Raw genomic sequence first — 18,991 nt, forward strand, 5'->3', positions numbered from 1 at the left:
GGTAGTAATCCGTACTGAACATATTATACATTATTTTCAGTATAGTTGAGCTTATTATTGACTAGAGTCATGCTCCATCCGGGTTGGCTGGTAAGTCCATCATAGAGGGGCTGCTCTGTCGCGACAGCGTTGTGGAGCAACAATGGGCCATAGATGGGACGGGATCCCTTTCTATTCGACCCATTGAGCAGTCATCATCAGGTGTCCAAGTTCTCGATCCGAACCGGCTCAAGAGGTTCTGCCAGCGGAAACCCCAGAACCTGGGCATAAAAGTAAAGCTCTGCCTCCAAGGCCCGTTTGATGTTGGCCGCCTGGCGAAAGCCGTGTTGCTCTCCCTCGAAGGGCACATAGGCCACTGGGATCCCTTTGGCCCGTAGGGCTGCCACCATCCTCTCCGCCTGATTGGGGGGCACGATGGCGTCTTCCAAGCCTTGAAAGAAGATAACCGGACAATTGAGGCCCTCCAGGTGATGAATGGGGGAACGCTCCCGGTAGAGATCCCGCCGCTCTGGGTAGGGGCCAATGAGGCTGTCCAAGTAGCGAGACTCGAACTTGTGGGTCTCCTGGGCTAGGGCTTCCAGATCGCTCACCCCGTAGTAGCTGGCACCCGCCCGGAAGACCCTGTGGAAGGTCAAGGCCGCCAACGTGGTATAGCCGCCAGCGCTGCCCCCTTGAATGAGCAGCCGTTCCCCATCCACCTTGCCCTGTTCTGCCAAAAATTGGGATCCGGCGATGCAATCTTCCACATCTACCAGGCCCCACCGGCCTTTGAGAGCATCCCGATAGGCCCGTCCGTAGCCGCTGCTGCCCCGGTAGTTCACATCCAAAACGGCAATCCCCCGACTGGTCCAGTATTGGATCCCCAGGTTGAGCACCGCTGCCGTCGCTCCGGTGGGCCCGCCGTGGCTTTTCACCAGCAGGGGTGGCTTTTCGCCAGTGGGAGCAACAAAGTCGCGGTTCTTGGGGGGATAGAAGAAAGCATAGGCCACTGCCTTGCCGCCGCCGGTGGGAAAAACAATGGGCTCTGGGATCGACAGATAGTCGGGATCCACCGCCACGCTGCTGGAACGGGCCACCACCTCCACTTGGCTGGAGGGTAAGTCTAGGCAGACCAAGGCAGTGGCTTCCGTCGGGGATCCGGCCAGGAAAGCGGCTTTTTCCCCACTCACCTGCAAACCGCTGATCTGGGTGTAGGGCAAGGGGATCCCTGCCAACTGTCCTGAATGGGGATCCAGATAAGCCAGATGAGACAGCCCGTCTTGTTCATAACAGGCCAGGATGCGCCCATCGCCACAGAAGCCGTAGGTGCTCAGGCCAAACACCCACTGCGGCTCTCCAAACTCCGCTTCCATAGGGCAGAGGGGAATGGGGCCCTGGGGATCCCAGCGATAGAGGTTCCACCAGCCGCTGCGATCCGAAACAAAGTAGAGATCCCCCTCCGGTGACCACTGGGGCTGGAAGATCGACTCGGCAGGGCCACCGGCCAGCTTTTGAGGTTCTCCCAAGCTGCCGTCAGGGTTCACCTCAGACCGCCACAGCTCTGTGCCGTCCCAGGGCATTTGGGGGTGATCCCAGGTCAGCCATACCAAGGTCTGGCCATCGGGGCTGAGGCGAGGGTTGGCATAGAAATTGTGCCCAGAGGCCAAAACGCGCTGGGATCCGCTTTCCAAGTCAATCGAGACAAGGCTGTTTTCCGGCTCTCCCTGGCGGCTGTGATCTTCCCGCACACAGAGGATGCGTCCACGCGCCCGATCCACCACCCCATCTGCATAGCGATAGGGGCCTGCTTCCGTCAGGGGCTGGGGATCTGAACCCGGCAGCAGGCGGTAGAGCCGTTGGTCAGCGAAGTTGCAAAAATACACTACCCCTGCCGACACCCAATAAGCTCCACCCCCATACTCATGCACCCGCGTCCGCACATTGAAAGGTGCCGGTGTCAGCTCCACCAGGATCCCGTCGGCAGAGCGCCGCATCAACACATTGCGCCCTTTTTCTTGCGGGCGGCCCTCCGTCCAGTAGAGATCCCCCTGATCCCAAACCATCTGTCCCAAGCGCAGGGATCCCGTCACCACCAGGTCAGCGGTAATCGGGGATCGCCAAGATCCATAGCCGGCCTGCTGCACCATAGGCTGTTAATTCTCCACCCCAGAACCCCTATTATGCCGGCAGCAAGGGATCCCTGCCTCTGCCTGCAGCCTGCGGGGAAAGGGCTCGGATTCTGGGAAAAGGTATCCCACGATACAATTCTCTCCGGGCCGAATGGGTTTGATGGAACACGTTAAGGCAACAGGGATGCACAACGCTTTCTCGACTGCAGGATTAGCCTTTTCCTCTGTTGAGGTTGGGAAGACATTCGGTGAAAGCCTCAGCTGAGCGCAGTTGGGCAGGTTCAACACATGGGCGAGGTGATGAGCTAAGTGCTTCCCTCTGTTGGCCGGGCTGCTGCAACAACTGGACTTCTTAATACCCTTTGCACTCACTTCGTTTCGGAGATCACCGATGGCTCTATCATTTAATCGTCGTCAAGTGCTGAAAATGGGCGCTCTGGCCGGAGCCGGGGCTGCCCTAGGGCCGCAGATCTGGGTGAAGCGATCCGTGCCCGCCTACGCCCAGGGAGAGACCATCCGCGTTGGCATTTTGCACTCCCTTAGCGGCACCATGGCCATTTCAGAAACCAGCGTGGTGGATGCGGAAAAGCTGGCCATCAAAGAGATCAATGCCGCCGGTGGGGTTTTGGGCAAGCAGATCGAGCCGATTATCGAGGATGGGGCTTCCGATTGGCCAACCTTTGCCGAGAAAGCCACCAAATTGATCGATGTGGACAAGGTGGCAACGGTATTCGGCTGCTGGACTTCGGCCAGTCGCAAAGCGGTTTTGCCGGTGTTTGAATCCAAGCAGCACCTGCTCTGGTATCCCGTGCAGTACGAAGGACAAGAGTGCTCCAAAAACATCTTCTACACCGGCGCTGCCCCCAACCAGCAGATCGAGCCTTCGGTGGAATGGCTGCTCAAGAACAAGGGCAAAGAGTTCTTCCTGGTGGGATCCGACTACGTGTTCCCCCGCACGGCCAACACCATCATCAAGGCCCAGTTGGAAGCCCTGGGGGGCAAAGTGGTGGGTGAAGACTATCTGCCTTTGGGCAGCACAGAAGTTACCCCCATCATCAGCAAGATCCGGGCCGCTCTTCCCAATGGCGGTGTGATCTACAACAGCTTGAACGGCGACAGCAACGTGGCCTTTTTCAAACAACTGGAAGGGGCAGGGCTGGGGCCAGATCGCTATCCTTCCATGTCCGTCAGCATTGCTGAAGAAGAGGTACAGGCCATCGGCCCCGAATTCTTGGAAGGGCACTTCGCCGCCTGGAACTACTTTATGACGGTGGATACGCCTGCCAACAAGAAGTTTGTGGAAGCTTTCAAGGCAGAATACGGCCAAAACCGCGTCACCAACGACCCGATGGAAGCCGCCTACATCATGGTTTACATCTGGAAGCAGGCAGTGGAAAAAGCGGGAACAGTGGAAATCGACGCCGTGCGGCAGGCAGCCTATGGCCAGACCTTTGATGCCCCAGAAGGCTTGGTAACCATGAACACCAATCACCACCTGACCAAGTATGTGCGGATCGGCCAGGTGCGCTCTGACGGTTTGTTTGATGTCATCTTTTCTACGGATGCCGTGGAGCCGCAGCCCTGGAACCAGTTTGTGGCAGAGACCAAGGGCTTTGCCTGCGATTGGTCAGATCCGGCCAAGGGCGGTCGCTACAAAGTCAGCTAGTCCTGGCCAGGGCTGGGATCCCTTGCCGTTTGGATAGGGTCGGGGATCCCGCCTAGATGCTCGGTTAGCCTCCCTAGTTTAGTTGGAAGGAGGATCCCCTGCCCATGACCTTGCTCCTGGACAGCTTGTTCAACGGCATTAGCATTGGCACCGTCTTGCTAATAGCCGCCTTGGGCTTGGCCATTGTTTTCGGCCTCATGGGGGTCATCAACATGGCCCATGGGGAGCTGATGATGTTGGGGGCCTACACCACCTTCGTCGTGCAAAATGCCTTTCGTCCCCTAGGGGATCCCTGGCGGGATCTGTACATCTTTCCAGCTTTGGTAGCTGCCTTTGCCGTCACTGCTCTGGTAGGGCTGGCCTTGGAGCGGGGGGTGATCCGCTTTTTGTATGGCCGACCCTTGGAGACCCTTTTGGCCACCTGGGGCGTGAGCCTGATCCTGCAGCAGTTTGTGCGCAGCGTCAATTGGGTGCTGGCTTTCCGCTTGGGGGCCTTCGCGGTGCTCTTTTTCGGCGGCTGGTGGCTTTTGTCCAGGCGGGCGGATTGGCCGCGTCTCAAGGGGTGGACGCTGGCGCTGCTGTTGGTGCTCTCCACGGCCATTGCAGCGGTGGGGGGGCGGGTGCTGGCGCAAACCTATGCTTTAGCAGTCACTCAACCCTGGTTTGGAGCCCAGAACAAAGATGTGACTGCTCCCCGTTGGCTGGGGGGTGGGATCCCGGTGGGCAGCCTGTTTTTGCCCAATACCCGCCTGTTTATCATCGCCCTCACTGTCTTCTGCATCCTAGGGCTGTACTTCTTCTTGCAGCGCACCCGCTGGGGGCTGCGCATCCGGGCGGTTACCCAGAATCGGGCCATGAGCGCCTGTGTAGGGATCCCTACGCAAAAGGTGGATGCCCTTACCTTTGCCGTCGGCTCGGGTCTGGCGGGAGTGGCCGGCGTAGCGGTCAGCCTGCTGGGATCCGTGGGGCCGAACACCGGCCAAAACTACATCGTGGATACCTTTATGGTGGTCGTGGTGGGGGGTGTCGGTAAGCTTTTGGGCAGCATTGTGGCAGCGCTTGGGATCGGGATTGCCAACTTTGTCATCGGTTCCGGGACGCTGGCTTTGATTTTTCCCAACGTGCCCATCCTGACCGATACCCTCAACTTTTTTGCCACCACGAGCATGGCCAAGGTGATGGTCTTTGCTTTGATCGTGGCCTTTTTGCAGGTGCGACCTCGGGGCCTTTTCCCCGAAAAAGGTCGTATGGTGGATGCCTAGGGAATGATCTCGCTTGGCGAAAACTCTAGGACCAGACTCTCCATCTTCTACTCCCTCACAAAGCCCATGAAACTGGTTCATTCCCCCCGTGCTGATCATGAAGTGGCTGCTCCCGCCGCGGGTGGGGATCCCAATTCTTCTCGCAAGCTTCTGTGGGAGGCCGGGATCCTCATCGTTTTGGTGCTGGCCTTGATCTTTGTGGCCCCAACTGTGCTGTCTGGCTTTCGGCTCAACTTGTTGGGGCGGTTTCTGGCCCTCAGCATTGTAGCTTTGGGAATCGACCTCATCTGGGGCTATACCGGCATGCTCAGCCTGGGGCATGGGGTGTTCTTTGCCTTGGGGGGCTACGCTCTGGGGATGCACCTGAAATTGCAATTGCCGGAAGGTCAGATACCGGAGTTTTTCAGCCTCTACGGGGTAACGGAATTGCCCTGGTTTTGGTATCCCTTTTATTCGTTTCCGTTTACGGCTGTTGCTGTGGTCTTGATCCCGGCTTTGGTGGCAGCAGCCCTGGGATATTTGGTGGTGAGAAATCGCATTCGAGGGGTTTATTTCTCCATTCTAACTCAGGCCACCACGATTATTTTCTTTAACTTCTTCAACGGCCAACAGCGCTTAATTAATGGCACCAACGGCCTGACCAACTTCCAGACTTTGTTTGGCCTGGATGTCAACTCGTCCGAGATGCGCTTCGCTGTCTATGTCACTACAGTTCTGGCGGTGGTTTTGGCTTACCTTCTCTGTCGTTGGCTGACCAGCGGCCTATTCGGTCGGATCCTGGTAGCCATTCGAGATGACGAGCCACGGGTTCGTTTTTCCGGCTACGATCCCACCGGCTTTAAAGTGCTGGTGTTTGCCGTGTCTGCTGCCCTGGCAGGCATTGCCGGAGCTTTGTTTACCTTGCAAACCGGGATCATCTCTCCCAATGCGATGGCCGTTCCCTTTTCCATTGAAATGGTGATCTGGGTGGCGGTGGGCGGTCGGGCCAGTTTGGTGGGGGCAGTGCTGGGGGCTCTGTTGGTCAACTTTGCCAAGAGCTTGCTGAGCGAAAATTTTCCGGAGATTTGGCTGTTTTTCCAGGGGGGATTGTTCCTGTTGGTGGTGCTGGTGCTGCCGGATGGACTGGTGGGTTGGGTGCGCACCCAAGGCAGGCAACTTTGGGTCACCGTTCAGCTTTGGCGCAGGCGTTTGGCAAATACTTCTCCAGCCTAAATCTGGCTTTCTCTTGAGGATGTCAGTTATGTGCAAGATATAAGTTTAAGGTAAGAGGATCCCATGGGTGAGCCAGCGATGCCAAGTTTCCTCTCCTATTTGATGGGTTTATTTGATGGGTTGAGAATCCGGTTTGACCTTTGGCCTTTCCGTTCTTGGATGTGATCCCCATGCTTACTGCAGCTCCCACCGCCACCCGACAAATTTTACAAACTCAGGATCTCACCGTCAGCTTTGATGGCTTCAAGGCTTTGGACAGGCTGAACTTCTCTCTGGAGGAAGGGGAGCTGCGGGTGGTCATCGGCCCCAATGGGGCAGGCAAGACTACGTTTCTCGATGTGCTGACGGGCAAGGTTAAGCCTACTCGAGGCCGGGTGCTGTTTAAAGGAAAAGATCTGACCAAGCTCAAGGAACATGAGATCTCGATTTTGGGTGTTGGGCGCAAGTTTCAGACGCCGCGGGTCTATCAAAACTTGAGCGTGCGAGAAAACTTGGAGCTATCCCTCAACCCTGACAAAAGGGTTTTTTCCACCCTACTTGGCAAAAAGCATCTGCGACAAGAAACGGATGCTCTTTTGGAAACCATTGGCCTCAGCCGTAAGGATCGGGTTCCGGCAGGGCTGCTTTCCCACGGAGAAAAGCAATGGCTGGAGATTGGCATGGTGATCGCTCAAGATCCGGATTTGCTGCTGCTCGATGAATGCGTAGCCGGGATGACAGATAAAGAAACAGAAGCTACAGGGGAGTTGATTCAATCCTTAGCCCAAAGCCACACCATTTTGGTGATTGAACATGACATGGTATTTGTCCGGCAAATTGCCCGTAAGGTTACTGTTTTACACCAAGGCTCGGTGCTGTGCGAAGGTACCTTTGAGGATGTGAAAAACGACCCGCGAGTTATTGAGGTCTATCTCGGATCCCATAAGGCGAAAAACTAAGCAAAAAGCTATAGCCCTGTTTTAACTGACCCATGCGCAGGCCCATGAATACGGAAAACGCGACCGCAACACAAAACTTATCCCGAGATGGATCCGGGCCTCTTCTGGAGGTCTCCGATTTGAGGGTTTACTACGGTCAGAGTTTAATTGTAAAGGATCTCTCTTTTAAGATCTTTCCCGGCCAAGCGGTCTGCCTTCTGGGTCGCAATGGCATGGGCAAAACCACCACGCTTAAAGCCCTGATGGGGCTTCTGAAAGACTGCACAGGCAAAATTGCTTTTGAGGGCCGTCCTATCAACCATTACCCTCCCAATTGGCGAGCCCGTGCCGGTATCGGCTATGTGCCCCAAGGTCGAGAGATTTTTCCCCGCTTAACGGTTGAGGAAAACCTGCTGGTGGGGTTAGAAGCGGCGCCGGACAAAGAACCAATTATACCTGAGTTTGTCTATGACCTATTCCCGATTCTGCGTTCTTTTCTTAAACGTCTGGGCGGGGATTTGAGCGGTGGGCAGCAGCAGCAGTTGGCGATTGCTAGAGCTTTGGTGGCGGAGCCCAAACTTTTGCTCCTGGATGAGCCCACAGAAGGGATCCAACCCTCCATCATCATCGAGATTGAAGAAGCCATCACCCGTATTCAAAAGGAGCGGGGCGTTTCGGTGTTGCTGGTGGAGCAGTATTTTGAGTTTGCCCAAAGCCTAGCCGATTATTTTTATCTCATGGAGAATGGATCCCTTATCATGGAGGGGCCGACCAACCAGATGGATGAAGAAAAAGTTCGGGCTCACCTCTCCATTTGAGGGGAAGCCATGTCATATTCACTGCTGATTACTTACCAAATCACTTAATGCTTAATGTCCGCCCATCTTGTGGCCAACTTCTTTGAGATCCACGCTGCTGATAGGACTTTCATAGACGATCCGACCGCCCGCCATCACCAGCAAACGATCGGAGAGCTTGAGAAGCTCGTCCAGATCTTCGCTGATCAGCAAGACGGCAACTCCTCGGTTACGAGCATCCACAATCTGCGAGTGAATGTAATCTACTGCCGCAAAGTCCAGACCAAAACAAGGATTGGCGGCGATCAAAATTTGTGGATCTCCGGCGAGTTCCCGTGCCAAAATGGCTCGCTGGACATTACCCCCCGACAGGTGGCTGATGGGAGTTTGGGCTGCAGGCGTTTTCACCTTAAATTGCTCGATTAACGCGCGGGCAGAGCGCCAAATCTCTTGCCAGATCAACATCCAACCTTTGGCCATAGGATCCCGGTCATAACGACGCAGGGCCAAGTTTTCGCCAACGCTCATGTTGGGGATCGAGGCATTTCTCAGAGGTTCCTCCGGCAAACAGCAAACCCGGTGGCGCACCATTTCTGCGCGGGTGGCCCTGTACAGTTGCCCGTTGATCTTGATCTGCCCGGCTGTAGCCATCCGCTGCCCGGCCAAGACTTCCATCAACTCCCGCTGGCCGTTGCCGGAAACGCCGGCAATTCCCACAATCTCACCTCCATGAACAGTCAGGGTCACCCCCCGCACAGCGGGCAAGCCATTGTCCTTGTCAGCCTGGATCCCTTCAATTTCCAGCAGAGGGGATCCCCCTTTGACCAAGGCTTTCTCCAACTGGATCTGCACCTGTTGCCGGCCCAGCATCATTTCGGCCATTTCTGCTGTGGATAAATCTTTCACTTGTCCATGGCCGGCCAGCTTCCCACGTCGCAACACCGTCACCTCATCGGCAAAGGCATTCACCTCGCGAAACTTGTGGGTAATGAGCAATACACTCAGGTCGCCAGCTTCCACCGAACGACGCACAAGGCCCAAGACTTCGTCGGCTTCCTCTGGCGTGAGCACAGAAGTAGGCTCGTCCAAGATCAGGATCTTGGTGTTCAAATAAAGCTGCTTGAGGATCTCGACCTTCTGCTTTTCTCCTGCCGATAGTTCGGAAACAAAAGCCCGCAAGTTGACTTGGAAAGGGGCTGTTTCCATAAAATCTGCCAGCTTTTTTTCCTCTTCTTTCCAGTCAATCACCAAAGGCAAATCTGGGCGGGCCAAGACCAAGTTTTCCGCCACAGTCATGGCGAGTACAGAGGTGAAATGTTGGTACACCATGCCAATGCCGTAGTGATAGGCATCCCGTGGGCTGTGGATGGCACGAGCTCGTTTATCAATGCAAACATCGCCAGAGTCAGCATGATAAAAGCCCATCACGCACTTGACGAGGGTGCTTTTCCCGGCTCCGTTTTCCCCAAGTAAGGCATGAAGGGATCCCGGCTTGAGTTTCATCGAGACGTGGTCTAGGGCCAACAGGGATCCAAATCGCTTGGTGAGGTTGACGACCTCCAGTTCCGGGGGGGCTTTCCGTGCTGTTGAGATTTCAGTTTGGGCAGTGGTAGTCATGGTTGGTCAAGATCTCCTGGTTTGGGTGTCTCACGTAAAGAAACGAGGTCTAGTCGGTTTTGAGTTCCTGAAGTACTGCTATCAGGGCACCTGAATCGGCAACTGCCCCGAAAACCCCCCCTTGCATCTGGATCATCTTCAGAGCAGCGAGATAATTTCCGTAGTCTGTGGCACCTGTGCAATCGGATAGCAACAAACATTCATAGCCCCGGTCGTTGGCTTCTCGCATGGTGGTGTGGACGCATACATCGGTGGTGATGCCCGTCAAGATCAGGTTTTGGATGCCTTTGCGCCTCAGGATTAAGTCCAGATCAGTGGCATAGAAAGCGCCTTTGCCCGGCTTGTCGATGATCACCTCCCCTGGCAGAGGAGCCAGTTCCGGGATAATTTCCCAGCCGGGTTCTCCTCGCACCAGGATGCGCCCACAGGGACCGGGATCCCCAATGCCTGCCCCAATGCGTTGACTGCGCCAGCGCTTGTTTTCCGGCAAATCTGATAGATCGGGGCGATGGCCTTCGCGGGTATGCACGATGAAAAAACCCAGGGCTCGCATTGCCGCCAAAACCCGTCGGATCGGCTCTATGGGGGCACGGGTGAGGGAAATGTCGTAGCCCATTTTGTCTACATAGCCACCTACCCCGCAGAAATCGGTCTGCATATCGATGACGATCAGGGCGGTGTTCTCAGGCCGTAAGTCACCGTTGTAGGGATAGGGGTAAGGTTCTGCCGCAATATAGGATCCCATAGCACCTCTGGCAAATCAATTCAATAAAGAGCAAAGAAAGAGCAAAAGCCCAATCAAGAGGGATATCCAACCCAAGCCTTCGGGTCACCCTGCGCTTGACCTCGGCTCTCCCAAGTTAAAGCTGGGGCGGTGAGCCTTGGCCAGAACCCTGCCAAGATAGAACACAGCTTGCCATTTCCATCCACAGGTTTGTGTCTCCTCCGATTCACTTCACTGCAGAGCCCTGGCTGCACACCTACAGCGAAATTATTGATGTGCGCTCTCCGGCAGAGTTCGCAGAGGATCATTGGCCGGGAGCCATCAACTTGCCTGTACTCTACGATACAGAACGGGCGGAGGTGGGCACGCTCTACAAGCAGGTGGATCCCTTTACAGCCCGCAAACGAGGGGCAAGCTTGGTGGCCCAGAACATCAGTCGCCACTTGCAAACCCATTTTGCCGATAAAGATCGCGATTACCGGCCCCTAATCTACTGCTGGCGGGGAGGGCAGCGCTCTGCCAGCTTGGCATTGGTGTTGTCCCAGGTGGGCTGGCAGGTTACGGTTTTGCAAGGTGGCTACAAAACCTACCGGGCCTGGGTGCGCCGGCAACTGCAGATCTTGCCCCAGGAATTTACCTACCGAGTGCTCTGCGGACCAACAGGGAGCGGCAAAACCCAGTTGCTTCACCATCTGCGCCAACAGGGATCCCAAGTTCTCGATCTGGAAAAGCTGGCCTGTCACCGGGGATCCCTCCTGGGGGCCGAGTGGGGGGTGCCACAGCCCAGTCAGAAGAGCTTTGAAAGTCAACTGGTGCAGGTTTTTCTCCAGTGGGATCCCGCCAAGCCAGTCTGGGTAGAAGCTGAGAGTGCCAAAGTGGGCCAGCTCCATCTGCCGCCTGCCCTTTGGCAAGCCCTTACCCAAGCCGACTGTGTCGAAGTGCAGTTGCCTCTAGAGGAGCGGGTGAAGGGGTTAATCGCCCACTATCCCCACTGGATTGCTCACCCCCAAGCGCTAAAGGGGAAATTGCTGCCTCTGAAGTCCCGTCTTGGCCAGGCCCGCCTGCAGCGTTGGTTTGAGCTGATCGACGCCCAAGACTGGCCGCAGTTTGTGCAGGAGTTGCTGGAGCAGCACTACGACCCCACCTATCGACACGGGCTGCAGCAAAACTTCAATCGCCTTCGGGCCCGGATTGAGCTGTCTGACCTTTCCGAGACCAGCCTCAGGGAAGCTGCTGCTCGCCTCATCCAGATGCCGCTTGGATCCCTGGCTAGGTGAGCACGATAAACTCCAAAGCCCGCAACACCTCAAACCACTCGGAAACTTCCAGCCGAACCGTGGAATCGGCAATCCACCGGCAGCCAGGATAAAAAGACTTGCGGTAGGCCCGAGCGGGATCCTTGTAGTCCACTTCCAATTGAAAGTGATCCGGCAGTGGGCGAGGACGGTAGGCCGACAGCCGCCTCAGGGATCCCTCTACACCTTGGCGGATGGCCCGCAAAACTTGCTGCGGATGTGGCGCAATGACCGACTGGCCCATTCCTTTGTGGGTGACCACCGTCTCGATGTGGGCGTCATAAGCTTTCGCTGCGGCACACACCTCCGCATCTCCGGCTACAAACACAACTGGGACTCCCTCATAGGCAGCCGTGAGGCTGACCAGGTGAAACTCGGCGATGGCCTGGCCGTTCAGCCGGATTTGGCTAACTTCGGTGGTGTAGGTGTGGGCGAGGGGGTTGGCAGCAGATCCGGCGCGGGCATGATAGCCGATTAGGAGCAGGGCATCGTAACTGCGATCCAACTCTTGCACCATACAGTAGGGGTGGCCGCTCCAGCCGCGGATGAGTTGCACCGGCTCCGGCAACCGTTCGGGGATGAGGTTTCGCCCTGAGTCATGGGCATCTTTGACCGTGATCTGCGTGGCTCCGGCAGCCAGGGATCCCTCACAAGCCGCGATCACTGCTCGGGTCATCTGCTCTCGGAATGCCTCGTAACCCGGCTGGCCGATGGTGGCCTCATCCCAATGGCTGATGCCGGCAATCCCTTCAATATCGGCACTGATATAGACCTTCATGCTTGGCTCAGTAGACTCAGCATTGGATTCTGTTGGGCTTCATCCACCCTCGGATGCCCCTCAGCATCGCTCTGGGCAAGGGATCCAAGCGGTTATTTCCCTTGCGAAAGCTGCCCCTGTCTCTGTTACGGATCCCTTCCCTATTCTCAAGAAGCTCGGATGAAGAATAAAGACTCCGTCCCGCTGAGGGGATCAGAGAGCCACCAAAGAAGCAGATACCCCCTGCTGTAACTCCGACAACAATGAGGCCGGACGCCCCTTGTAGGGCCAGGCAAAAGCGTGACGAAAGGCTGCTTCCTGGCAGTGTTTGAGCTGCTCGAAATCGATGATGTCGTGGGTTAGCAGGTTTTCGTACTCAAACGGCAGCCGCACATTGTGCAAGCCGGCGTTGTCGGTGCAGATGGCGATATCCACCCCCGCCTCAAAGCAGCGGTCAAAGACAATCTTGAGGGGCTCCAAACTGGGCAGGGTTCCCGTTTTTAGATAGGTGGTGGGACAAACTTCTAGGCATTGGCCTCGCCGCGCCAGCTCCGGCAGCAATTCTGGATAGTGGAGAGGGATCTGAATGCCGTGGCCGATCCGCGAGACATAGGGCAGTAACTGCGGGTAGCAGCCATCCAAAGTTTCGTACAGGTGGGCAGTGGTTTTCAGGCCCCGGGCCAGCGCATACTTGAACAGCTCAATCCACTCGTCCATCCGTTCACCGTAGGGCTTGTCTCCTCCGGCCAGGTCGATGGCACACACATACTCCGACTCGGCGGCAGCTTCCACCATGGCTCGGTTGATGTGGCTGGGCAAGCGCGAGTGCAAACAGACGATCTGGGTGGTGACGATGGGATACTCTCGCTGTTGACTGGCTTGTCCTACCGTCTCGATTACCTGGCGCATCTGCTTGAGGCGCTCCGCCTCATCCAGGCTGGGATCCGTGCGCAGGTAGGGGGTGTAGCGAATCTCTAGGTAGGCCAGATCCTCAAAGATGTAGGCTCCCCGCAGCAGGCGGTAGATAAAATAGGGCAGGGTTTCCAGGGTCTGCACCTGTTCCACCAGCGTGTGCAGCTCCAGGTAATCCTCGAGGGTGTTGCGCGGGCGGGTGTAGAACTCCTCAAACTCGGCATAGGTGGGAAAGCGCTCTGCCAAAGGGGATCCCTGGCGGTGAAAATAGCGCCACAGAATTCGGGGGACAACCGAACCGCCCAAATGACGGTGCAACTCCGCGTGAAGTGCCATAAACGCTCTACAGTGGCCCGCCAGGGGGCAGACTTGGTTTGTTTAAGTACTATTTCTACTCTTATCCTACTCTTATCCAACCGCCTCAGGCTTGTCCAGGTCTAATCCCGCAAGCCCGGCTAGAAGTTTAGATCGTCAAGCCGATCCCCTGCCCATCGTGATAGGCGGCCAGCAGTAGGTCGGTGGTGGTATCCCAGGCAATCTCCCCCGAGCAGGATAGAGCGATGGCCCCAAAGGAGCGGCGACGTTGGCGGGCCTCTTGAAAAGACTTGGCCATGGCAGCCTTCAGGCTGAGGCCATCTTCCACTCGAATCACAATCCGCGCCGCCAAGCTCTCATCCAAAATATCTTCCCCGACACCAGTACAACTGACCCCCGCCGCCGCACTGGCATAGGTTCCCGCTGGAGTGGCCGAATCGCTTACTCGCCCCACCCGTTCAAACCCCCGCCCGCCGGTGGAGGTGCCGGCACAGATTTGCCCCTGTTGATCCAGCGCCACCGCCCCCACCGTGCCCATGGCCAGAGCAGTGAGAACCCTAGTTGGGGGATGGGTTTGGCGCAACTGCACCCACTCTTGAACCCGCTTGAGAGTGGCCGGGTCATAGACCGGCAACTGCAGCTCCCGCGCCAGCTCTGCTGCCCCTTGTTCGGCCACCACGCGATCCGGGCTTGATTGCAGAGCCTGGGCCATGAGGATGGGATGCTGAACTCGGCTGACGTTGATCACCCCGCTAAAAGACTGGGTGGCCCCGTTCATGAGAGCGGCGCTCATGCGGATTTGCCCATCCGATTGCAAGACCGACCCCGTCCCGGCATTGTAGAGCGGATCATCCTCCAGCAACTGGCAGGCATGCATCACCGCCGCCTCGGCACTCTGCCCAGCCAACAGCAGCTCGTAGGTGCTCTCCACCACCTGCTGCAGGGATCCCCTCACTTTTTCCAGGCTGCTTTCCCCTTCCAGGGCGCTGCCGGCTCCGCCGTGGATGATCAGTTTGGGCTGAGGCATGATGAGATCGGTTACCTTGTGAGAACAGTGGAAGACTATATTTTGATTTTCGGGTACAACATCCACCCATGCATCTGCTCCATCCCAGGGATCCCAACGCAAAGGGAGAGGGAGCCTTAAGATAATCCTGTAGATTTGCTAAGCATAGATACTCAAGGGCGATTCTGGTAAAGGGCTGTCGGATTGCAGCCGGCAGGGATCCCCCTGATGGTATGGCACAAGCGAGGTTACATCCATGGCGCTGCCCAGCTTGCACGAGTTTCCTTGGCTGACCACGGTCATCGCTTACCCTGTGTTGGCCGCCCTATTTATTCCCCTGATCCCAGCACCGGCTGGGGATCCCAGTACCCGCGCCTACGCACAAAAGTTGGCCGAGCGGATCCGCTGGTTTGCTTTGTTCATTGCGGTCACGGATCTGCTGATTCTGCTGGCCGGCTTCTATGTCGGCTACGATCCCGGCCAGACAGGTTTGCAACTGCTGGAGCGCTACACCTGGGTACCCCAAGTGGGCTTGAGTTGGTCGGTGGGGGCTGATGGCCTCTCCATGCCCCTGATCCTGCTCACGGCGTTTATCACTACCCTAGCCATCTTGGCCGCTTGGCCGGTCACCCTCAAACCTCGCCTCTTCTACTTTTTGATGCTGGCCATGTATGGCGGGCAGATCGGGGTGTTTGCCGTGCAGGACATGTTGCTGTTTTTCCTGATGTGGGAATTGGAGCTGATCCCGGTGTACTTGCTCCTCTCCATTTGGGGGGGATACAACCGCCTGTATGCGGCCACCAAGTTCATCCTCTACACGGCTCTCAGCTCCCTGTTTATCCTGGTGGCAGGTCTGGCTATGGCCTTCTACGGGGATCCCATCAGCTTTGACATGACGGATCTGGCCCACAAGACCTATCCACTCACCTTCCAACTGCTGATGTATGGGGCCTTCCTCATTGCCTATGGGGTGAAGCTGCCCATTTTCCCCTTGCACACTTGGCTGCCCGATGCCCACGGCGAGGCCACTGCGCCGGTGCACATGTTGCTGGCCGGGATCCTGCTCAAGATGGGGGGCTATGCCCTGATGCGCATGAATGCGGGCATGCTGCCGGATGCTCATCTTTACTTTGCGCCAGTGCTGATCGTGTTGGGGGTGGTGAACATCATCTTTGCCGCCCTCACCTCTTTTGCCCAGCGCAACCTGAAGCGGAAGATCGCCTACTCTTCCATCAGCCACATGGGCTTCGTGCTCATCGGTATCGGATCCCTGACGGAGATCGGCATGAGCGGCGCCATGCTGCAGATGATCTCCCACGGGCTGATCGGGGCCAGCCTGTTCTTTTTGGTGGGGGCCACCTACGACCGCACCCACACACTGGAGCTGGAAGAAATGGGCGGTGTGGGCCTGAAGATGCCCAAGATCTTCTCCATGTTCACCGCCTGCTCGCTGGCCTCTTTGGCCCTACCTGGGATGAGCGGCTTTGTGGCCGAGATCATGGTGTTTATCGGCATGGCCACCACCGATGCTTACTCTCTCCCCTTCCGGCTGGTGGTGGTTTTCCTGGCGGCAGTTGGGGTGATCCTGACCCCCATCTACCTGCTGTCGATGTTGCGGCAGATTTTCTTTGGCCCGGAGAACAAAGAGCTCACCGAACACGAAGAGTTGGTGGATGCCGAGCCGCGCGAGGTGTTCATCATTGCCTGTCTGCTGATCCCAATCATCGGCATTGGCCTCTATCCCAAGCTGGTGACCAGCCTCTACGACCAATCCACCAACGCCTTGGTGGCGCTGCTGCGGCAGGAACTGCCCCAAACTGGTGAGACGGTTGCCCAAGCCCCTGCCCTCTACAACAACTGAATGTTGAATTTGAATTGAGGGATGGAAGGAGATCCACTCTTTTTCTATCCCGCATTGGACTTGTGGCTCTCGCCAGCTTGAACTTGCATCCAGCCAAACAAAGTTGCAATTGTCAGTTGGATCCCTGAGGCGAAGGCGGGAGCGGGGATCACCTCTTGGGGATCCTCATGTACTGTCGGCTGCTGCCCGGCAGGGTAGGCGAAAACAACCCTTTCTTCGGGAGCCACGATCCACCCCATTTGGCAGCCGTGATCCAGGCCGATCAAGATTTTTTTGACCAGCTTCATTGGATTTTGATCGGGAGAGAGAATCTCGATCATCCAATCCGGGCAAAAGGGGATGAGATTTTGAATGGTGCCATCTTCATCTACAGGGATCCGATCCCAGGGGATCACAGAAATATCGGGCACAATCGCGTATCCGGCGAAGGTGCAGCGCAGCTCTGGAAATGCCATTCCCAGTTGAGAAGGCTCCAACATCTCGTTAATGAAGCTACCCAGTTTTAGTTGGAGACGGCTATGTTTTCCCTGTGGCATGGGCTTCTGGATAATTTCTCCTTTGATGAACTCGCTGGCGGGCTGAGTTTCCGGCTGTTGTAGAAAGTCTTCCAGAGTTAGAGGCTTGGCAGATAGACTGACCATGGCTTTCTCCCATCACGCTGCTATCCGATTAACAATAGACTGAGAAAGTATCAAAGCTGATCAAATCAAAACAGATCCCTGTCACGTTGTTGCCAAGTCATTTGGCGGTCATAAGGGCTTTTGCCGGAAAACAACCCCATCAGCGGCCCCAAAATGGCCCCAAACACAAAACCGCCCGCATGGGCCCAATAGGCAATCCCCCCACCCTGCATACCGATGTTGGTAGGCGTCTGTAGGCTGGCAATGCCGTAGAAGGCTTGCTGGATGAACCAAAAGCCCAGGAACACCCAAGCTGGAATGTAGAGGGTTGTGATAAAAATACCCAAGGGCACCAAGGTTAGGATCTCGGCCCGTGGAAAACGCAAAATATAGGCTCCCAATACGCCAGCAATAGCGCCGCTTGCCCCCAGTGAAGGAATGGGGGATCCCATGTCGAAAAACCACTGCGTTAATGCAGCCAAAGCTCCACAAGTCAGGTAGAAGATGAGGTAACGCACATGGCCCAAGCGATCCTCAACGTTGTTGCCGAAAACCCACAAAAAGAGCATGTTCCCGCCAATGTGGAGAAAGCCCCCATGCAGAAATTGTGAGGTGAATAGGGTTACCCATTCTGGACGCGACGAAGAGGTGATCTCCCCTCGAAAACTGGCCGTCAACTCTATCGGTACCACTGCCCACTCCCGGAAAAAAGCTGCCAGCTCTTGTGGCGACAGGGTTAGCTGGTACAGAAAAATTAAGATGTTAACGATCACCAGGGCATAAGTGACATAGGCTGTGCGGGTGGTTGGGTTGCGATCTTGCAGGGGTACCACAGTTCAGATCCGGTTGACGTCACCCTCTAGCCTAACCTGTCCTTTCCCACCCCCCCAGGCTCACCTCTAAGCCCCTACCTGAGGCTACACTGGGGTAGTCGGCTGGGAGCTATGCTTGCAGACGGATCCCTTGCCGACGAACGCATCTCGGCCAAGCTCGCTCGGCAGAGAATGGACTACAAGATAAGGATTTAGAGGAGTGGATTGATGCCCGAGGTTGAAAGCACCACTGCCCCGCTCAAGTTTTTGATCGTCGAAGATCATCCAGAGGTGGCCCAGAACAACTGTGAGTGGCTGCAACGGATTGCAGCCGATGCTCAGTGCATTACGGTCACCAACCCTATGGACGCCATCCTGCGCTTGCAGCGGGAACAACCGGACTTGGTTGTAGCCGATCTGCTCTACGGTCAAACCAGCGGGGAGCAGTCTGCCGAGCCTGGCCTAGAGTTCCTGCGTCATATCTTTGAGAACTACCCCACCCTAAATGTGATGGCCTATTCCAGCGAGCCGCTGCTGCTAACTCCATTGGTGGGCCTGATCAGCAAACACCAGGGTGGGTTTGCCGCGGTCAACAAAATGGAACGGCGCACCGTGTTTTTGGAGGGGGCCAAAAGTGCCCTCAATGGAGAATTGCGCATGCCGCGGGAGTTGCGCGGTCTTACGAAGCTGACGGAACGAGAAATTGAGGTCTTGAACTTGCTCTGCAAAGAAGCCCTCACCGATCAGGCCATCGCAGATCGCATTCACACCAGCAAGAAGACCGTACAAAACTGTATCCAGAGGCTCAAAGAAAAGTTGGATATTTTCGGCTCTGAGGATGAGATCAATGCTCGCGTTGCCATGTGCATGACAGCTGTTCAGAAAAAGATTATCCAGTGGTAAAGGCTGAAGGCCAGCAGTGACTTGCATCTGCGGCCAGCTCCAGCTTGGGGTACTGGCAAAGGCTTAGTCAAAGCCAGAAGAAGAGAGGCGGAGCTCTCCGGCTGCCATTTTCCAATTCTTCCAGCCATCAGACAGCTTTCAACTTGGATCAGTGGATCCCCAGTGCAGAGGCAAACACACTGTGGCCCACAATGGCCTCTACCACAA

The 18,991-nt window shown here is 56.2% G+C and carries 16 protein-coding genes; 8 read left to right on the forward strand and 8 right to left on the reverse strand.

What is annotated here, in order from left to right; all coding sequences use genetic code 11:
* Positions 1-197: 197 nt before the first annotated feature.
* Positions 198-2,126, reverse strand: coding sequence for a S9 family peptidase (locus NW849_RS09945; RefSeq protein ID WP_414357515.1), 1,929 nt, complete (start codon positions 2,124-2,126; stop codon positions 198-200).
* Between the two features lie 373 nt (positions 2,127-2,499).
* Here NW849_RS09945 and urtA point away from each other — a divergent pair, with 373 nt between their 5' ends.
* The 5 genes from urtA to urtE all read left to right on the forward strand — a co-directional run bounded on the left by urtA (position 2,500) and on the right by urtE (position 7,983).
* A complete protein-coding gene (gene urtA, locus NW849_RS09950) occupies positions 2,500-3,774 on the forward strand; it encodes an urea ABC transporter substrate-binding protein (protein WP_011430744.1) in 1,275 nt (424 codons plus the stop codon).
* Positions 3,775-3,878: 104 nt separating this feature from the next.
* Complete coding sequence (gene urtB / locus NW849_RS09955) at positions 3,879-5,036, forward strand: urea ABC transporter permease subunit UrtB (RefSeq protein ID WP_414357516.1); 1,158 nt, start codon at positions 3,879-3,881, stop codon at positions 5,034-5,036.
* A 3-nt stretch (positions 5,037-5,039) separates the two neighbouring features.
* A complete protein-coding gene (gene urtC / locus NW849_RS09960) occupies positions 5,040-6,248 on the forward strand; it encodes an urea ABC transporter permease subunit UrtC (protein ID WP_414342394.1) in 1,209 nt (402 codons plus the stop codon).
* A gap of 170 nt (positions 6,249-6,418) precedes the next feature.
* Positions 6,419-7,186, forward strand: coding sequence for an urea ABC transporter ATP-binding protein UrtD (gene urtD / locus NW849_RS09965; RefSeq protein WP_414357517.1), 768 nt, complete (start codon positions 6,419-6,421; stop codon positions 7,184-7,186).
* A 44-nt stretch (positions 7,187-7,230) separates the two neighbouring features.
* On the forward strand, positions 7,231-7,983 hold the full coding sequence (gene urtE, locus NW849_RS09970) for an urea ABC transporter ATP-binding subunit UrtE (protein ID WP_414357518.1): 753 nt from the start codon (positions 7,231-7,233) through the stop codon (positions 7,981-7,983).
* Between the two features lie 51 nt (positions 7,984-8,034).
* Here the strand turns inward: urtE and NW849_RS09975 are convergent, their stop codons facing one another.
* Positions 8,035-9,579, reverse strand: coding sequence for an ABC transporter ATP-binding protein (locus tag NW849_RS09975; RefSeq protein ID WP_414357519.1), 1,545 nt, complete (start codon positions 9,577-9,579; stop codon positions 8,035-8,037).
* 49 nt (positions 9,580-9,628) lie between these two features.
* Positions 9,629-10,324, reverse strand: a complete 696-nt coding sequence (locus NW849_RS09980; protein ID WP_011430738.1) for a cysteine hydrolase family protein — start codon at positions 10,322-10,324, stop codon at positions 9,629-9,631.
* A 191-nt stretch (positions 10,325-10,515) separates the two neighbouring features.
* Here NW849_RS09980 and mnmH point away from each other — a divergent pair, with 191 nt between their 5' ends.
* Positions 10,516-11,580: a tRNA 2-selenouridine(34) synthase MnmH gene (gene mnmH, locus NW849_RS09985; RefSeq protein WP_414351992.1), complete on the forward strand. Its 1,065-nt coding sequence runs from the start codon at positions 10,516-10,518 to the stop codon at positions 11,578-11,580.
* Here mnmH and NW849_RS09990 read toward each other — a convergent pair.
* The 3 genes from NW849_RS09990 to NW849_RS10000 form a co-directional block, all read right to left on the reverse strand.
* Positions 11,573-12,376, reverse strand: a complete 804-nt coding sequence (locus NW849_RS09990) for a M55 family metallopeptidase (RefSeq protein WP_414357520.1) — start codon at positions 12,374-12,376, stop codon at positions 11,573-11,575. The genes mnmH and NW849_RS09990 overlap by 8 nt on opposite strands.
* A gap of 192 nt (positions 12,377-12,568) precedes the next feature.
* Positions 12,569-13,603, reverse strand: a complete 1,035-nt coding sequence (locus NW849_RS09995) for an adenosine deaminase (protein ID WP_414357521.1) — start codon at positions 13,601-13,603, stop codon at positions 12,569-12,571.
* A gap of 127 nt (positions 13,604-13,730) precedes the next feature.
* Complete coding sequence (locus tag NW849_RS10000; protein ID WP_414357522.1) at positions 13,731-14,609, reverse strand: isoaspartyl peptidase/L-asparaginase; 879 nt, start codon at positions 14,607-14,609, stop codon at positions 13,731-13,733.
* Between the two features lie 235 nt (positions 14,610-14,844).
* Here NW849_RS10000 and NW849_RS10005 point away from each other — a divergent pair, with 235 nt between their 5' ends.
* Positions 14,845-16,449 carry an NAD(P)H-quinone oxidoreductase subunit 4 gene (locus NW849_RS10005; protein WP_414357523.1) on the forward strand — a complete coding sequence of 535 codons (1,605 nt, stop codon included), beginning with the start codon at positions 14,845-14,847 and terminating at the stop codon, positions 16,447-16,449.
* 44 nt (positions 16,450-16,493) lie between these two features.
* On the opposite strand, the gene NW849_RS10010 is transcribed toward NW849_RS10005, so the two are convergent.
* Together NW849_RS10010 and NW849_RS10015 are read right to left on the reverse strand one after the other, a co-directional pair.
* The gene (locus tag NW849_RS10010; RefSeq protein ID WP_414357524.1) at positions 16,494-17,090 is read right to left on the reverse strand and encodes a Uma2 family endonuclease; all 597 of its coding nucleotides are present in this window, start codon (positions 17,088-17,090) and stop codon (positions 16,494-16,496) included.
* A 65-nt stretch (positions 17,091-17,155) separates the two neighbouring features.
* Positions 17,156-17,902, reverse strand: a complete 747-nt coding sequence (locus tag NW849_RS10015; protein WP_414357525.1) for a rhomboid family intramembrane serine protease — start codon at positions 17,900-17,902, stop codon at positions 17,156-17,158.
* A gap of 207 nt (positions 17,903-18,109) precedes the next feature.
* Here NW849_RS10015 and NW849_RS10020 point away from each other — a divergent pair, with 207 nt between their 5' ends.
* Positions 18,110-18,784: a response regulator transcription factor gene (locus NW849_RS10020; RefSeq protein ID WP_414357526.1), complete on the forward strand. Its 675-nt coding sequence runs from the start codon at positions 18,110-18,112 to the stop codon at positions 18,782-18,784.
* The last annotated feature ends 207 nt before the right edge of the window (positions 18,785-18,991 follow it).

Source organism: Synechococcus sp. R55.3, from assembly GCF_047461975.1.
Classification (GTDB): domain Bacteria; phylum Cyanobacteriota; class Cyanobacteriia; order Thermostichales; family Thermostichaceae; genus Thermostichus.

Bases quoted from the DNA above. Each gene is read 5' to 3' on its own strand.
- NW849_RS09980 (WP_011430738.1), bottom strand. From the start codon at position 10,324: ATGGGATCCTATATTGCGGCAGAACCTTACCCCTATCCCTACAACGGT.
- NW849_RS09945 (WP_414357515.1), bottom strand. From the start codon at position 2,126: ATGGTGCAGCAGGCCGGCTATGGATCTTGGCGATCCCCGATTACCGCT.
- NW849_RS10005 (WP_414357523.1), top strand. From the start codon at position 14,845: ATGGCGCTGCCCAGCTTGCACGAGTTTCCTTGGCTGACCACGGTCATC.
- NW849_RS10020 (WP_414357526.1), top strand. From the start codon at position 18,110: ATGCCCGAGGTTGAAAGCACCACTGCCCCGCTCAAGTTTTTGATCGTC.
- urtB (WP_414357516.1), top strand. From the start codon at position 3,879: ATGACCTTGCTCCTGGACAGCTTGTTCAACGGCATTAGCATTGGCACC.
- urtD (WP_414357517.1), top strand. From the start codon at position 6,419: ATGCTTACTGCAGCTCCCACCGCCACCCGACAAATTTTACAAACTCAG.
- NW849_RS09975 (WP_414357519.1), bottom strand. From the start codon at position 9,579: ATGACTACCACTGCCCAAACTGAAATCTCAACAGCACGGAAAGCCCCC.
- urtE (WP_414357518.1), top strand. From the start codon at position 7,231: ATGAATACGGAAAACGCGACCGCAACACAAAACTTATCCCGAGATGGA.
- NW849_RS10010 (WP_414357524.1), bottom strand. From the start codon at position 17,090: ATGGTCAGTCTATCTGCCAAGCCTCTAACTCTGGAAGACTTTCTACAA.
- urtC (WP_414342394.1), top strand. From the start codon at position 5,040: ATGATCTCGCTTGGCGAAAACTCTAGGACCAGACTCTCCATCTTCTAC.
- NW849_RS09995 (WP_414357521.1), bottom strand. From the start codon at position 13,603: ATGGCACTTCACGCGGAGTTGCACCGTCATTTGGGCGGTTCGGTTGTC.
- NW849_RS09990 (WP_414357520.1), bottom strand. From the start codon at position 12,376: ATGAAGGTCTATATCAGTGCCGATATTGAAGGGATTGCCGGCATCAGC.
- NW849_RS10000 (WP_414357522.1), bottom strand. From the start codon at position 14,609: ATGCCTCAGCCCAAACTGATCATCCACGGCGGAGCCGGCAGCGCCCTG.
- urtA (WP_011430744.1), top strand. From the start codon at position 2,500: ATGGCTCTATCATTTAATCGTCGTCAAGTGCTGAAAATGGGCGCTCTG.